Origin of the sequence: Siculibacillus lacustris (assembly GCF_004328075.1) — a bacterium.
Classification (GTDB): domain Bacteria; phylum Pseudomonadota; class Alphaproteobacteria; order Rhizobiales; family Ancalomicrobiaceae; genus Siculibacillus; species Siculibacillus lacustris.
On sequence record NZ_SJFN01000020.1, the window covers coordinates 30,853 to 45,339 of the forward strand.

Annotated in this window: 11 protein-coding genes; 4 read left to right on the forward strand and 7 right to left on the reverse strand. The window is 69.3% G+C overall.

What is annotated here, in order from left to right; translation table 11 throughout:
- Nucleotides 1-8 precede the first annotated feature (8 nt).
- The gene (locus tag EYW49_RS13885; protein WP_131310182.1) at nucleotides 9-695 is read right to left on the reverse strand and encodes a transglycosylase domain-containing protein; all 687 of its coding nucleotides are present in this window, start codon (nucleotides 693-695) and stop codon (nucleotides 9-11) included.
- A 177-nt stretch (nucleotides 696-872) separates the two neighbouring features.
- Between EYW49_RS13885 and rpsO the strand changes: the two genes are divergently transcribed.
- A complete protein-coding gene (gene rpsO, locus EYW49_RS13890; protein ID WP_131310183.1) occupies nucleotides 873-1,142 on the forward strand; it encodes a 30S ribosomal protein S15 in 270 nt (89 codons plus the stop codon).
- Between the two features lie 301 nt (nucleotides 1,143-1,443).
- On the forward strand, nucleotides 1,444-3,591 hold the full coding sequence (gene pnp, locus EYW49_RS13895; protein WP_131310184.1) for a polyribonucleotide nucleotidyltransferase: 2,148 nt from the start codon (nucleotides 1,444-1,446) through the stop codon (nucleotides 3,589-3,591).
- Between the two features lie 85 nt (nucleotides 3,592-3,676).
- On the opposite strand, the gene EYW49_RS13900 is transcribed toward pnp, so the two are convergent.
- Nucleotides 3,677-4,495 (reverse strand): transglutaminase-like domain-containing protein, encoded by an 819-nt coding sequence (locus EYW49_RS13900; RefSeq protein WP_131310185.1) that lies wholly within the window; start codon nucleotides 4,493-4,495, stop codon nucleotides 3,677-3,679.
- A 294-nt stretch (nucleotides 4,496-4,789) separates the two neighbouring features.
- Between EYW49_RS13900 and EYW49_RS13905 the strand changes: the two genes are divergently transcribed.
- Together EYW49_RS13905 and EYW49_RS13910 are read left to right on the forward strand one after the other, a co-directional pair.
- A complete protein-coding gene (locus EYW49_RS13905) occupies nucleotides 4,790-5,725 on the forward strand; it encodes an NAD-dependent epimerase/dehydratase family protein (RefSeq protein WP_131310186.1) in 936 nt (311 codons plus the stop codon).
- 73 nt (nucleotides 5,726-5,798) lie between these two features.
- The gene (locus tag EYW49_RS13910; protein WP_131310187.1) at nucleotides 5,799-6,089 is read left to right on the forward strand and encodes a DUF1330 domain-containing protein; all 291 of its coding nucleotides are present in this window, start codon (nucleotides 5,799-5,801) and stop codon (nucleotides 6,087-6,089) included.
- Between the two features lie 39 nt (nucleotides 6,090-6,128).
- On the opposite strand, the gene EYW49_RS13915 is transcribed toward EYW49_RS13910, so the two are convergent.
- The 5 genes from EYW49_RS13915 to pheS form a co-directional block, all read right to left on the reverse strand.
- Complete coding sequence (locus EYW49_RS13915) at nucleotides 6,129-6,839, reverse strand: fumarylacetoacetate hydrolase family protein (protein WP_131310188.1); 711 nt, start codon at nucleotides 6,837-6,839, stop codon at nucleotides 6,129-6,131.
- 31 nt (nucleotides 6,840-6,870) lie between these two features.
- Nucleotides 6,871-10,041: a DNA polymerase I gene (polA, locus tag EYW49_RS13920; protein ID WP_131310189.1), complete on the reverse strand. Its 3,171-nt coding sequence runs from the start codon at nucleotides 10,039-10,041 to the stop codon at nucleotides 6,871-6,873.
- Nucleotides 10,042-10,155: 114 nt separating this feature from the next.
- Nucleotides 10,156-12,576, reverse strand: coding sequence for a phenylalanine--tRNA ligase subunit beta (gene pheT / locus EYW49_RS13925; protein ID WP_131310190.1), 2,421 nt, complete (start codon nucleotides 12,574-12,576; stop codon nucleotides 10,156-10,158).
- Nucleotides 12,573-13,238: an endonuclease domain-containing protein gene (locus EYW49_RS13930; protein ID WP_228259611.1), complete on the reverse strand. Its 666-nt coding sequence runs from the start codon at nucleotides 13,236-13,238 to the stop codon at nucleotides 12,573-12,575. The genes pheT and EYW49_RS13930 overlap by 4 nt, the downstream gene beginning before the upstream one ends.
- Nucleotides 13,235-14,317: a phenylalanine--tRNA ligase subunit alpha gene (gene pheS, locus EYW49_RS13935; protein ID WP_131310191.1), complete on the reverse strand. Its 1,083-nt coding sequence runs from the start codon at nucleotides 14,315-14,317 to the stop codon at nucleotides 13,235-13,237. Before pheS ends, EYW49_RS13930 begins: the two co-directional genes overlap by 4 nt.
- Nucleotides 14,318-14,487: the final 170 nt, after the last annotated feature.

A 14,487-nucleotide genomic window follows, 5' to 3' on the forward strand; every position in this document is an offset into this window, starting at 1 on the left:
CGCCCCGCTCACCGCCCCAGGCAGGCGGTGAATTCCGGGGCATCCGCCGCACGGCGGCGGATGATCCCGGCGACCCGCCGCAGATTGGTGGTCGGCCGGCGGGCGTCGCGGGTGTGGGGATTGGGCAGCATCACCGCGAGCAGCGCCGATTCCGCCGCGTCGAGCCGCTCCGCACCCTTGCCCAATGCCCGGCGCGCCCCCGCCTCGATTCCGAATTCGCCGTTCGGGCCCCATTCGGCGATGTTGAGATAGGCCTCGAGGATCCGCCGCTTCGACCACACGAGGTCGATCGCCAGCGCCAGCGGGATCTCGATCGCCTTGCGCACGAAGCTGCGGCCCGGCCACAGGAACAGATTTTTGGCCAGTTGCATGGTGATCGTCGAGGCGCCGCGTTTCGGTCCGCCCTCGTCGTCGATCACCTCCTGCAACTCGCCCCAGTCGACGCCGTGGTGGCCGCAGAACGGATTGTCCTCGGAGGCGATCACCGCGGCGACGAGCCGCGGGTCGATCGCCGCGATCGGTCGCCAGATCCGCGTCACCGGCGCGCCCGTCACCCAGCGCGCGATCATCGGCGTCGAGACCGGCGGCACCACCGTCCACACCGCCAGCAGCACGAACGGCAAAGCCACCGCGGCGGCGATCAGGCCGAGCGCGATGCGCAGGAGACGGCGGAGGTCGAAGCGCGCGGCGATCATCGCGCCACTGTCGGTCGACCTCGTGGCGATCGCGTGGCGGCGGGCTCGCCGCCCGGTCGGCGGACTCGAATTGCTGTGGCAATCCGCCGCCGTTTCGTGCATAAGGACCCCGCATCGACCCCGCTGGACGACATCCCGGCGGGGCCTTCTGTCATCTCCATTCGAAAGGATCCTCCGATGTCGATCACTCCCGAGCGCAAGCTCGAGCTCGTCAAGGAATTCGCCACCAAGGAAGGCGACACCGGTTCGCCCGAAGTCCAGGTCGCGGTTCTGTCCGAGCGGATCTCCAATCTCACCGAGCACTTCAAGACCCACGCCAAGGACAACCATTCCCGCCGTGGCCTCCTGAAGATGGTCTCGTCGCGCCGTTCGCTCCTCGACTATCTGAAGTCGAAGGATCAGGCGCGCTACAAGGCTCTGATCGAGCGTCTCGGCCTGCGTCGCTGACGCGGCCGCGGGTTCGCGTCGAAACGACGAACCCCCGATCGAGATCGACCTCCCGAGCGGCGGCGCCAGCCGCCGCCGTTCGGCCTTCCGGACGGCGTTTGCCGCCGTCCGCCGAATGCCCCGAGCGCGCTGTAAGATGAGTCGCCGCCGGAGCACACCGTAGACGGGCCATGGCAGGATCGCCGGTGGTTCTCGCTCACGCCGCGCAGCGAACTGCGTCGAGAACCCCCCGCCGTCTTGCCCATGGCTCCCCCGCATCCTCGGCTCGATGCCGAAGATGCGCAGCAGGAACCGAAGACACATGTTCGACATCCATCGCGAAGTGATCGAATGGGCCGGCCGCAAGCTGGTCCTCGAGACGGGCAAGATCGCCCGTCAGGCCGACGGCGCCGTTCTCGCCACCTATGGCGAGACCACCGTCATCGCCACCGTGGTCTCCATGAAGGAGCCCAAGCCCGGCCAGGACTTCTTCCCCCTGACCGTCAACTATCAGGAAAAGGCCTTCGCGGCCGGCAAGATCCCCGGCGGCTACTTCAAGCGTGAAGGCCGTCCGAGCGAGAACGAGACCCTGGTCTCCCGCCTGATCGACCGTCCGCTGCGTCCGTTGTTCGTCGACGGCTACAAGTGCGACACCCAGGTGGTCGCCACCGTGCTCAGCCACGACCTCGAGAACAACCCCGACATCGTCGCTCTGGTCGCGGCCTCCGCCGCCCTGACGCTGTCCGGCGTGCCCTTCAAGGGCCCGGTCGGCGCCGCCCGCGTCGGCTACATCGAAGGCGAATACGTCCTCAACCCGCAGCTCGACACGATGAGCGAGTCCAAGCTCGATCTGGTCGTCGCCGGCACCCACGACGCCGTGCTGATGGTCGAATCGGAAGCCAAGGAACTCGGCGAAGAGATCATGCTCGGCGCGGTGATGTTCGGTCACGCCGGCTTCCAGCCGGTGCTCGACGCGATCGTCCGGCTCGCCGAGAAGGCCGCCAAGGAGCCGCGCGACTACACGCCCCCGGATCTCTCCGCGGTCGAAGCGGCGGTCCTGGAGATCGCCGAGGCCGACCTGCGCGACGCCTACAAGATCACCCAGAAGCAGGACCGCTACAAGGCGGTCGACGCGGTCAAGCACAAGGTGATGGACGCCCTGTTCCCGGCCGGCGGCGAAGCCCGCTTCGAGAAGGAGAAGGTCGCCGCGGTGTTCAAGGAGGTCCAGGCCAAGATCGTGCGCTGGAACATCCTCGACACCGGCAGCCGCATCGACGGCCGTGACCTCGTCACCGTCCGCCCGATCGTCGCCGAAGTCGGCCTGCTGCCCCGCGCCCATGGTTCCGCCCTGTTCACCCGCGGCGAAACCCAGGCCCTGGTGGTCGCCACCCTCGGCACCGGCGAAGACGAGCAGTTCGTCGACGCGCTCGCCGGGACCTACAAGGAGAACTTCCTCCTCCACTACAACTTTCCTCCCTACTCGGTCGGTGAGACCGGCCGCATGGGCTCCCCGGGTCGTCGCGAGATCGGTCACGGCAAGCTCGCCTGGCGTGCCATCCATCCGGTGCTGCCGCTCAAGCACGACTTCCCCTACACCATCCGCGTCGTGTCCGAGATCACCGAGTCCAACGGCTCGTCCTCGATGGCCACCGTCTGCGGCACCTCGCTCGCCCTGATGGACGCCGGCGTGCCGCTGAAGCAGCCGACCGCCGGTATCGCCATGGGCCTGATCAAGGAAGGCGAGCGTTTCGCCGTCCTCACCGACATTCTCGGTGACGAGGATCACCTCGGCGACATGGACTTCAAGGTCGCCGGCACCTCGGAAGGCGTGACCTCGCTGCAGATGGACATCAAGATCGAAGGCATCACCGAGGAGATCATGAAGGTCGCCCTCGGCCAGGCCCGCGACGGTCGTCTGCACATCCTCGACGAAATGTCGAAGGCCCTGGTTTCGGCCCGTCCGGAACTCGGCGAGCACGCCCCGCGCATCGAGTCGTTCAAGATCCCGACCGACAAGATCCGGGAAGTGATCGGTTCGGGCGGGAAGGTGATCCGCGAGATCGTCGAGAAGACCGGCGCCAAGGTCGACATCCAGGACGACGGCACCGTCAAGGTGTCCTCGGCCGATCAGAAGAAGATCAAGGCCGCCGTCAACTGGGTCAAGTCGATCGCCGCCGAGCCCGAGCTCAACGCGATCTACGAAGGCACGGTCGTCAAGTGCATGGAGTTCGGCGCCTTCGTGAACTTCTTCGGTTCGCGCGACGGCCTCGTCCACATCTCGCAGCTCGCCCCCAAGAAGGTCGCCAAGGTGACCGACGTGGTCAAGGAAGGCGAGAAGGTGTGGGTCAAGCTGCTCGGCTTCGACGAGCGCGGCAAGGTCCGCCTGTCGATGAAGGTCGTCGATCAGGCCACCGGCCTCGAGATCAAGCAGGAAGAGGGCGATCGCGCCGAAGCGAAGCCCGCCGATTGATCCTCCGATCCCTGCGAGACATGCGAAGGGCGCCCGCGAGGGCGCCCTTTTTGCGTGCCGGGGCAGACCACGCTCGGTGCCGCCGTCAGACGGCCGGCTCCTCGATCTCGTCGGTCCACACCCGGAAATTCTCGAGCACGTGTTGCCCGAACGAGTTGACCAGCGGGATGTCGGCGGCGTCGCGGCCGCGGGCGATCAGGATGCGGCCGATCCGCGGCTTGTTGTTGCGGGGGTCGAAGGTGTGCCAGCGGCCGCCGAGATAGACCTCGCACCACGCCGAGAAATCGCCGGGATTGACGTCGCGCGGCACGCCGATGTCGCCGAGGTAGCCGTTGACGTAACGCGCCGGGATGTTCATGCAGCGGCAGAAGGCGATCGCCAGATGGGCGTAGTCGCGGCACACCCCGATCCGCTCGTGATAGGCCTCGAAGGCGGTGCGGGTCGAGCGCGCATGGGCATAGCCGAAGGTGATCTGGGCATTGACGAAGTTGCAGATCGCCTGCACCCGGCTCCAGCCCGGCGCGACTTGCCCGAACAGGTCCCAGGCGATCTGGCTGAGCTTGTCGGTCTCGCAATAGCGGCTGCCGACCAGATACATCAGGCTCTCGTCGGGCAGGTCGGCGACCGCATGTTCCCAGGCGTCGGGGGTGATCGGATCCGGTCGCCCGGAATCCTCGATCACCCCGCCGCACGAGATCGTCAGCCGACCGGCCGGGGCGACGAAGCGCCGGCAGCGATTGCCGAAGACGTCGGCATAGATCGACGAGGCGATCGGCGGGTTGCTGGTGAACGGGCTCTCCTTGCGCACCGCGATCGCCAGACTGGGATGGACGTCCAGCTGACAGATCATCGGCGTCGGTTCGGGGCAGGCGAAGGTCATCTCGTAACCGTAGCGGATCAGCATCGAAGCTCGTTCCTCCTGCGCGGGCGACCGGGCCGGCGTGCGCTCCACTCGCGCACGGCCGGGTCTCGGACGCAACCATCCCGACGTCTTCCATGCACATTGCGGGCCGTCGCCGCCCGCGAACGCGCGGCCCCTGGTCGACCCCGCCGTCATCGGCTAGAGCAGGGTCGATCAGGCGGCGTCGGCCGGATCACGAAAATGCGCTCCCCCCGATGTCGAGCGGATTTCGAAGTGATGCGATCAGGTCGGAAACGCCGCTGCACCTGAAGTCGTTCCGTCCAGCGAGGGCCGCCCGTGACTCGATCCCGCCTCGATCTCCTCGTCCTCGGCTACGGCTATTCCGCCCGCCATGCGGTCGCCGAGCTCCGCCCCGACCTCACCGCCCTGACCGTCACCGCCCGCGCCCCCGCCAAGGCGGCCCGGCTCGCGGCGAACGGCCTCGCCGTCATCGCGTTGGGGGAGCCGGATGCCGACGCGGCGCTGGCCGCGGCGGTCGCCCGGGCCTCGCACATCCTCGTCTCGGCCGGCCCGAGCGCCGACGGCGACCCGTTCCTCCTCTGCTGCGCTGCCCCGCTGGCCGCCGCCGCTGCGGCCGGAACCCTCGAATGGATCGGCTATCTGTCGACCGTCGGGGTCTATGGCGACGCCGCCGGCGGCCTCGTCGACGAGACCACGCCCGCCGCGCCGGCCTCCGAGCGCACCCGCTGGCGCGTCGCCGCCGAAAGCGCTTGGGCAGCGCTCGGCCACACCGCCGGCGTTCCCGTGGCGCTGCTGCGCCTCGCCGGCATCTACGGCCCCGGCCGCAACGCCTTCGTCGCCCTGGAGCGCGGCACCGCGCGGCGCATCGTCAAGCCCGGCCAGATGTTCAACCGCATCCACGTCGCCGACCTCGGCCGCGCCGCCGCCGCCGCCGCGCGCCTGCGCTTCGACGGCATCCTCAACGTCTGCGACGACCAGCCGTCGCCGCCCGATCTGCCGATCCTGCACGCCGCGGAGTTGATGGGCGTCGCGCCGCCGCCGGCGATTCCCTTCGAGACCGCCGAGTTCTCGCCGATGGCCCGCAGTTTCTGGAGCGAGAACAAACGCGTCTCCAACGCCCGCCTGCGCGGCCTCGGCGTCACCCTCGCCCACCCGACTTGGCGCTCGGGCCTCGACGATCTGTGGCGGAGCGACACTTGGCGCGGCTCACCCGAGGATCAGGACGACGCCAGCCCCAAGTTCAAGCGCTGAGAGGGCGGCGTTGTCGCCTGCGGGACGACTGTCAGGCTCGACCGCGTCGAGGCGGAGCCCATCGGAGGACACCATGGCGGCCTACCTGATCGCGGATACCCTGCTCACCGATCCCGACGCCTACGAGGCCTACAAGGCCCAGGCCCGGCCGCTGGCCGAGAAATGGGGCGGCGAATACGTCGCCCGCGGCGGCGCGCTGGCGGTCAAGGAAGACGATCTGTGGACCCCGAGTCGGCTGGTGATCGTGCGCTTTCCGTCCTTCGAACAGGCGAACGCCTTCTACGACTCGCCCGATTATGCCGCGATCCTGCCGATCGCCGAAGGCTCGGCCAAACGCACCGTGGTCATCGTCGACGGACTGTGATCCGCCGGGCGGCCCGTTGTGCGCGCTCGCCGCTCCGCCTCAGATCGCCGGGACGATCGTCACCTCGAGGGTCGGCAGGCCGGGCACGGTGCCGGTCAGCCGGTCGCCCGCCCGCACCGCGCCGACGCCCGAGGGCGTGCCGGTATAGATCAGATCGCCCGGCCCGAGCCGGTAGAAGTGCGACAGATGGGCGATCAGCTCCGGCACCGACCACACCATGTCGGACAGCCGGCCCATCTGGCGCACCGTCTCGCCGACCGTGAGCTCGATCCGCTGATCGGCGATCCGACCGAAGTCGACCGCCGGGACGATCGGCGTGATCACCGCCGATTGCTCGAAATTCTTGGCCAGGTCCCAGGGCCGACCCTTGGTCTTGGCGACCGCCTGGAGATCGCGGCGGGTCATGTCGAGCCCGAGCGCATAGCCGAACACCGCATCCATCGCGTCCTTCGCGTCGACCGCCACAGCCTCGGCGCCGATCGCCACCACGAACTCGATTTCGTGATGATAATCGGCGGTGCCCGCCGGGTAGGGCAGGGCGGAGCCGGAGGCGACGATCGCCGAGGCGTCCTTGAGGAAGTAGAAGGGTGCCTCCCGATCGACCTCGGCGCCCATTTCCTTGGCATGTTCGACATAGTTGCGGCCGACGCAGAAGATCCGCGCCACGGGGAAGCGGGCCTCGGTGCCGACCACCGCGACGGTTCGGATCGGCGGCGGGGCGAACAGCAGGGTCGGGGCGGAAACGGTCATCATCGGGTCCTCTCGGGTCGGCCGGTCGCGGTCAATGCGCTTCGTCCCAGTTGGCGGCTGCGCGGGCGTCGACGACCAGCGGCACGTCGAGGCGCACCGCCGGCTCGGCGGCGGTCTCCATCACTCGCTTGACCAACGGCAAGGTCGCGGCGACCTCGCCCTCCGGCACTTCGAACACCAGTTCGTCGTGGACCTGCAACAGCATCCGCGCCGACAGGCGAGCGGCGGCGAGTGCCGCGTCCATGCGGATCATCGCCCGGCGGATGATGTCGGCGGCCGAGCCCTGGATCGGCGCGTTGATCGCCGCGCGTTCGTTGAAGGCCCGCACCGCGCCGTTCTTGGAGGCGATCTCGGGATAATGGGCGCGGCGCCCGAACAGCGTCGTCACATAGCCCTTGTCGCGGCATTCGCGCTTGGTCGCTTCCATGTAGTCGCGGATGCCGGGGAAGCGCTCGAAATACTTCTCGATATAGGCCGCCGCCTCGCCGCGGCCGATGCCGAGCTGATTGGCCAGACCGAAGGCCGAGATGCCGTAGATGATGCCGAAGTTGATCGCCTTGGCCCGCCGCCGGACCATCGGATCCATGCCGGCGATCGGCACCCCGAACATCTCGGACGCGGTCATCGCATGGATGTCGACGCCCTCGGCGAAGGCCCGCTCCAGCGCCGGCACGTCGGCGACATGGGCCAGCACCCGCAGTTCGATCTGGCTGTAGTCGGCCGACAGCAGCAGATGGCCCGGCGTCGCCACGAAGGCGCGGCGGATCTTGCGGCCTTCTTCGGTGCGGACGGGAATATTCTGGACGTTGGGCTCCGACGACGACAGTCGGCCGGTGGTGGTGGCGGCCAGCGCGAAGGAGGTGTGGACCCGGCGGGTCACCGGGTTCTCGTAGGTCGGCAGGGCGTCGGTATAGGTCGACTTGAGCTTGGACAGCTGGCGCCAGTCGAGCACCTTGCGCGGCAGCTCGTGGCCCTGAGACGCGAGATCTTCGAGGATGTCGGCGCCGGTCGCCCAGGCGCCGGTCGCGGTCTTCTTCGGCGCCGGCAGGCCGAGCTTGCCGAACAGGATGTCGCCGAGCTGCTTCGGCGAGGCGACGTTGAACGGCTCGCCGGCCGCCTCGACGATCTCCGCCTCGAGCCGCGCCATGCCTTGCGCGAACTCGCCCGACAGTCGCGACAGGATCTGGCGATCGATGGCGATGCCGCGCCGCTCCATGGCGGCGATCACCGGCACCAGCGGCCGCTCCAGCGTCTCGTAGACGGTGGCGAGCCCCTCGGCCGCCAGCCGCGGCTTCAACCGCCGCCACAGCCGCAGCGTGACGTCGGCATCCTCGGCGGCATAAGGCGTCGCCTTGTCGATCGGCACCCGGTCGAAGGTCACCTGCGCCTTGCCGGTGCCGGTCACCGTCTTGTAGGCGATCGGCTCGTGGCCGAGCCAGGTCTTCGACAGCTCGTCCATGCCGTGGCCGCCGCGCCCGGCATCGAGCGCATAAGAAATCAGCATGGTGTCGTCGAAATTCTCGACCGTCAGCCCGTGATTGGCGATCACCGCCGCGTCGTATTTGAGATTCTGCGCGACCTTGAGGATCGACGGGTCGGCGAGCAACGGGGCGAGCAGGGCGAGTGCCGCGGGAAGCGGGATCTGATCGGGCGATGGTCCGTCGTCGAACAGGCCGGTGCCGCCCGAGCGATGGCCGAGCGGCACGTAACAGGCCTTGCCCGGCGCGGTGGCCAGGCTGAACCCGACCAGATCGGCCTGGAGCGGATCGAGCGAGGTAGTCTCGGTGTCGAAGGCCACGACGCCGGCCTCGCGCGCCGCATCGATCCAGGCTTCGAGCCGGTCGAGGGTGGTGACGGTCTCATAGGCCGAGGTGTCGATCGGCGCCGAGGCCTCGGCCGTCCGCGCCGCGACCAGCGCCGCGGGGGTGGAGACGGGGTCGCCGGTGGGTGCATGGCCGGCGGCCGTGCGGTCGGCGACGCCGAGCCCCCCCTCCCTGTCCCTCCCCCTCGCGGGGGGAGGGGACGCCGGGGCGCCGCCGGTCGTACCCGAACCGCCGAGGAGTCCATTGCCGAAGAGATCGCCCGATCCCGAAGCCGCGCCGCGAGCCGCAGCGCCACCGTTTTCGTCCCCTCCCCCCGTGAGGGGGAGGGACAGCGAGGGGGGGCTGGACCCATCGGTCGCGCCCGACCCGTCGACCGTGCTCGCCCCATCCCCCGCTTCCGGCGGCCAGAAGCGCACCGGCACGAAACTCGGATCGATCGCCTCGGCCACCGCCCCGGTCGCCTCCGCCACCCGGCGGGTCAGCGAACCGAATTCCATCGCCTTGAGGAAGCCGACCAGCCGCACCCCGTCGATCGGCGCCACTGCCAGATCCTCGATCGGCGTCTCGACCGGCACGTCGCGGTCGAGGGTCACCAGCTGCATCGAGATCCGCGCCGCCGCGGCGTGATCGAGCAGCGACTGTCGGCGCTTGGGCTGTTTGATCTCGCCGGCGCGGGCGAGCAGAGTTTCGAGATCGCCGTATTCGCCGATCAGGCTCGCCGCGGTCTTGATGCCGATGCCCGGCACGCCCGGCACGTTGTCGACCGGGTCGCCGGCCAGCGCCTGGACGTCGACCACCTTGTCCGGCGTCACCCCGAACTTCTCGAACACTTCGTCGGGACCGATGCGCTTGTCCTTCATCGTGTCGAGCATCACCACGCCCGGCTCGATCAGCTGCATCAGGTCCTTGTCGGAGGCGACGATGGTCACGTCGGCGCCGCGCGCCCGCGCCTGTCGGGTGTAGGTGGCGATCAGGTCGTCGGCCTCGTAGTCGAGCTGCTCGATCGAGGCGACGTTGAAGGCCCGCGTCGCTTCGCGGATCAGCCCGAACTGCGGCCGCAGATCCTCCGGCGCCGGCGGCCGATGGGCCTTGTAGAGGTCGTAGAGGCGGTTGCGGAAGGTCGTGCCCGAGGCGTCGAAGATCACCGCCAGATGGGTCGGGCGCACCCCGGCGCCGGTCTTCTCGGCCTCCTTCAACAGCCGGTAGAGCATGTTGCAGAAGCCGGAGACCGCGCCGACCGGCACCCCGTCCGACTTGCGGGTCAGCGGCGGCAGCGCGTGATAGGCGCGGAAGATATAGGAGGAGCCGTCGACCAGGAACACGTGGTCGCCGGGTCGGATCTCGCGTGGCTCTGCGCCGTTGGGAAGGATGGTCGTCATGGTGGCCATCCTAGAGCATGGTCCGGACGGACGGAACCGGCCGGCGCGAAGAGAAATCGTCTGTCCCCCGGCGCGACCCCGTGCGGCGCTCGCCGCGCGGGGTCGTCTCGCCGGTCACGCCCGCAGCGTCGCGCCGGTCGCCTTGGCCACCGCCGCCACCACCTTGGCGCCCAGCGCCTCGAGGTCCTTGTCGGTCAGCGTCGCCTTGACCGGCTGCAGCGTCACTTCGACCGCCACCGACTTCTTGCCCTCGCCGAGCGCCGGCCCGCGGAACACGTCGAAGATCGCCGCGTCGACGATCAGCGCCCGGTCGGCACCCCTGACCGCCTTGAGGATCTTCTCGGCTTCGACCGCCTCGTCGACCACGAAGGCGAAGTCGCGCGACAGCGGCATCAACTCCGGCGTCGCCAGCGCGCCCTTGGACTTGGTCGGCTTGGCCTTGGCCTCGGGAATCGCGTCGAGATGGACCTCGAAGGCGACCATCGGCCCGGCCGCGTCGAGGGTCTCGAGCGTCGCCGGATGCAGCTCGCCGAAATGCGCCAGGATCATCTGCGGACCCATCTGCAGGGTGCCCGAGCGGCCGGGATGATACCAGGCCGGTGCGGTGCGGGCGATCTGCACGCGGTCGGTGGCGACCCCCAGGGCCTCCAGCACCGCCAGGGCATCGGCCTTGGCGATCGTCCACGACACCGGTCCGGCCGCGCCGAGCCAATGGCGGCCGGCCCCCGCCGATCCGGCGGTGCCGCGACGCACGCCCGCGGCCTGCAGCTTCTGGCCGTCCGGCGCATCGGTGCGGAACACCTGACCGACCTCGAACAGCGCGACGTCGACGATGCCGCGCTTGAGATTGCGCTCGGCGGCACCGATCAGACCGGGCAGCAGGCTCGGCCGCATGTCGGAGAGATCGCCGGCGATCGGATTGGCCAGCGCCAGATCGTCGCCGCCGCCGCCGAAGTGGCGGGCTTCGGCCTTGGACACGAAGGACCAGGTCACCGCCTCCAGCATCCGCCGCGTCGCGAGGATCCGCCGCGCCTTGGAGCGCCGCACCTGCAACGGCGTCAGCACCCGGGCGCCGACCGAGCCCAGGGCGGGAAGCGGCGTCGAGGCGACGTTGGCCAGCCCGTGGATGCGCATCACCTCTTCGACCAGATCGGCCTTCAGGGCGACGTCGGCGCGCCACGTCGGCACCGCGACGCGGAACACGTCGTCGCGCCCGACCACGAAGAAGCCGAGCTTCTCGAGGATCTGGCGGATCTCGGCGCGATGGAGCGTCAGCCCGGTCAGGCGCTTCACTTCCGAGAGCGGGAATTCGATGATCCGCTCCAATTCGGGGGCCTGCCCGACCAGCACCGGCTCGGAGGCTTCGCCGCCGACCAGATCGATCACCATCTCGGTGGCGATGTCGAGGCCCGGGCCGAGCGAGGCCGGATCGACGCCGCGTTCGAAGCGGTAGCGGGCGTCCGAGACGATGCCGGTGCGCCGGCCGGTCTCGGCGACCCGGACCGGATCGAACCAGGCGCATTCGATGAACACCTCAGTGGTGTCGAGCGAACAGCCGGTGGCTTCGCCGCCCATCACCCCGCCGAGGCCGAGCGGCCCGGAGTCGTCGGCGATCACGCACATCCGCTCGTCGAGCGCATAGGTCTTACCGTCGAGCGCCAGCAGGCTCTCGCCGGTCCGCGCCATGCGGGCATGGATGGTGCCGCGCACCTTGGCGGCGTCGAACACGTGCAAGGGACGGCCGCGATCGATCGACACGAAGTTGGTCATGTCGACCAGCGCCGAGATCGGCCGCAGGCCGATCGCCTTCAGGCGCCGCTGCAGCCACTCCGGCGACGGCCGGTTGGTGACGCCGCGCACGTAGCGGCCGTAGAACGCCGGGCAGATCTGGGCCTCGCCCTCGGCGAAGCGCAATTCGACGCCGATCGGCGACGTGAAGTGGCCGGGGATGCGGCGGGTGGTCTCGGGCTTGAGATCGCCGATCCCGGCGGCGGCGAGATCGCGGGCGATGCCGCGCACCCCGGCGCAGTCGGCGCGGTTGGGGGTCAGCGACACGTCGATCACCGGATCGTCGAGATCGGCGAAGTCGACGTAAGCCGTGCCGACCGGCGCGTCGGGCGCCAGTTCGATGATGCCGTCGTGGTCTTCGGAGATCCCGAGTTCGGACGCCGAGCACATCATGCCGTGGCTCTCGACGCCGCGGATCTGGCCGACCCCCAGCGTGATGTCCTTGCCGGGAATCCAAGTCCCGGCCGGCGCGAACACGGTCTTCAGCCCGACCCGCGCATTGGGCGCGCCGCACACCACCTGCAGCGGCTCGCCGGCGCCGGTGGCGACCCGGCACACCCGCAGCCGATCGGCGTTGGGATGTTGTTCGGCCGCGACGATCTCGGCGACCACGAAGGGCTTCAAGGCCTTGGCCTTGTCCTCGACGCCTTCCACCTCGAGCCCGATCATGGTCAGCGTCTCGACGATGGTGTCGAGCGAAGCCGTGGTGTCGAGATGATCCTTGAGCCAGGAGAGGGTGAACTTCATGGGGCTGGTCCGGTCTTCGGGGCGGAGGAAACGGGGTTCGTCGTCGGCATCGTCGCGGGCGGGCGTTCCGATGGATGGGCTGCAGCCCCCCCTCCCTGTCCCTCCCCCTCCAGGGGGGAGGGGACCGGAGGAGAGGACATCCCGATCACCGACCGAGGTGCCGCGTCATCGGCTGCAGTCGCTCGTCCGCCACCTCGCCGGCTTCGTTCCCTCCCCCCTGGAGGGGGAGGGACAGGGAGGGGGGGCTCGGCGCCGGTGATCGCACCCACCTCGGCGAGGGCGGCCCAGATCGCGTCGAGGACGGCGGTCGTCTCGGTGAGCACGTCATGATTCCAGAACCGCAGGACCCGGTAGCCGGCGGCGGCGAACCAGGCGCTGCGGCGGGCATCCCGTGCCGCACCGGCATCCTCGCCGTGCTGTCCACCGTCGACCTCGATCACCAGACGTGCGGCCGGGCACAGGAAGTCGGCGATGTAGACGCCGATCGGCACCTGTCGCCGAAACGAGCTGCCGACGAAGCGGTGGCCGCGCAGCTCCGACCACAAGCGGCTTTCCGCGAGCGTCATCGACCGGCGCAGGCGTTTGGCATTCGCTCTGAGGATCGGCGGCACGCTGTGGCCCGGCATCGACGTCGCCCCGTGATCGACGGACGGTGAGATCACCCACTCAGCCCCCCGAACAGGGTCGGCAGGTCGAGCGGGCGGAAGCCGTAGTGCTTCAGCCAGCGCACGTCGGCGTCGAAGAAGGCCCTCAGATCCGGCATGCCGTATTTCAACATGGCGATGCGGTCGATGCCCATGCCGAAGGCGAAGCCCTGGTGGGTGTCGGGGTCGAGGCCGCAGTTCCTCAGCACGTTGGGATGAACCATGCCGCAGCCGAGAATCTCCAGCCAGTCGTCGCCCTCGCCGAACTTGATCTCCGGCCCTGAGCGATCGCAGCGGATGTCGACCTCCATCGACGGCTCGGTGAACGGGAAGAACGACGGCCGGAACCGCATCTCCACCTTGGGCACCTCGAAGAAGGTCTTGCAGAACTCCTCGAGCACCCACTTCAGCGTGCCGATCGTCGACGTCGTGTCGATCACCAGACCCTCGACCTGATGGAACATCGGCGTGTGGGTTTGATCGGAGTCGCAGCGATAGGTCCGCCCCGGCGCGATGATCCGGATCGGCGGGGTCTGCGACAGCATGGTGCGGACCTGCACCGGCGAGGTGTGGGTGCGCAGCAGCTGGCGGGTGCCGTCGGCCTTGGGCGCGAAGAAGAACGTGTCGTGCATCTCGCGGGCGGGATGGCCCTCGGGGAAGTTCAGCGCCGTGAAGTTGTAGAAGTCGCTCTCGACGTCGGGACCCTCGGCGACCGAGAAGCCCATGTCGGCGAAGATCGCCGTCAATTCGTCGGTGACCTGGGAGATCGGATGGATCCGCCCCTCGTTGGCCGGCGACGACCACAGGGGCAGCGTCACGTCGACCGTCTCGGAGGCCAGCCGCCGGGCCAGCGCCGCGGCGCGCACCAGCTTGCGGCGCTCGGCGATCGCCGTCTCCAGGCGGTCGCGTAGGCCGTTGATCGCCGGGCCCATCACCTTGCGTTCGTCGGGGCTCATGGTCCCGAGCGACTTCAAGAGATCGGAGACCGCGCCCTTCTTGCCGAGCGCCGCGACCCGGACCGCTTCCAGCGCGGCTTCGTCGGCGGCCCCGTCGATCGAGGCGAGAAGGGAGTGTTCGAGACCGGCGATGTCGCTCATGGGGGGTGCTCGTCTGGAAGGTCCGCGGACGGGAGGGCGGTCGAACGCCCGGCCGAGCGCACTTCTAGCCACAAATGCCGCCGGGCGAAAGCGCTCCGCGCGGGCGGCAGGGCCCCGAACGCGAAGACCCCGCGTCGGTGGACGCGGGGTCTTCGGTCGTCACGGGTGCC

Excerpts from the sequence above, each read along its gene's own strand:
- EYW49_RS13910 (WP_131310187.1), top strand. The coding sequence starts at position 5,799 with ATGGCGGCCTACCTGATCGCGGATACCCTGCTCACCGATCCCGACGCC.
- pheT (WP_131310190.1), bottom strand. The coding sequence starts at position 12,576 with ATGAAGTTCACCCTCTCCTGGCTCAAGGATCATCTCGACACCACGGCT.
- EYW49_RS13885 (WP_131310182.1), bottom strand. The coding sequence starts at position 695 with ATGATCGCCGCGCGCTTCGACCTCCGCCGTCTCCTGCGCATCGCGCTC.
- EYW49_RS13900 (WP_131310185.1), bottom strand. The coding sequence starts at position 4,495 with ATGCTGATCCGCTACGGTTACGAGATGACCTTCGCCTGCCCCGAACCG.
- rpsO (WP_131310183.1), top strand. The coding sequence starts at position 873 with ATGTCGATCACTCCCGAGCGCAAGCTCGAGCTCGTCAAGGAATTCGCC.
- pnp (WP_131310184.1), top strand. The coding sequence starts at position 1,444 with ATGTTCGACATCCATCGCGAAGTGATCGAATGGGCCGGCCGCAAGCTG.
- EYW49_RS13915 (WP_131310188.1), bottom strand. The coding sequence starts at position 6,839 with ATGACCGTTTCCGCCCCGACCCTGCTGTTCGCCCCGCCGCCGATCCGA.
- polA (WP_131310189.1), bottom strand. The coding sequence starts at position 10,041 with ATGACGACCATCCTTCCCAACGGCGCAGAGCCACGCGAGATCCGACCC.
- pheS (WP_131310191.1), bottom strand. The coding sequence starts at position 14,317 with ATGAGCGACATCGCCGGTCTCGAACACTCCCTTCTCGCCTCGATCGAC.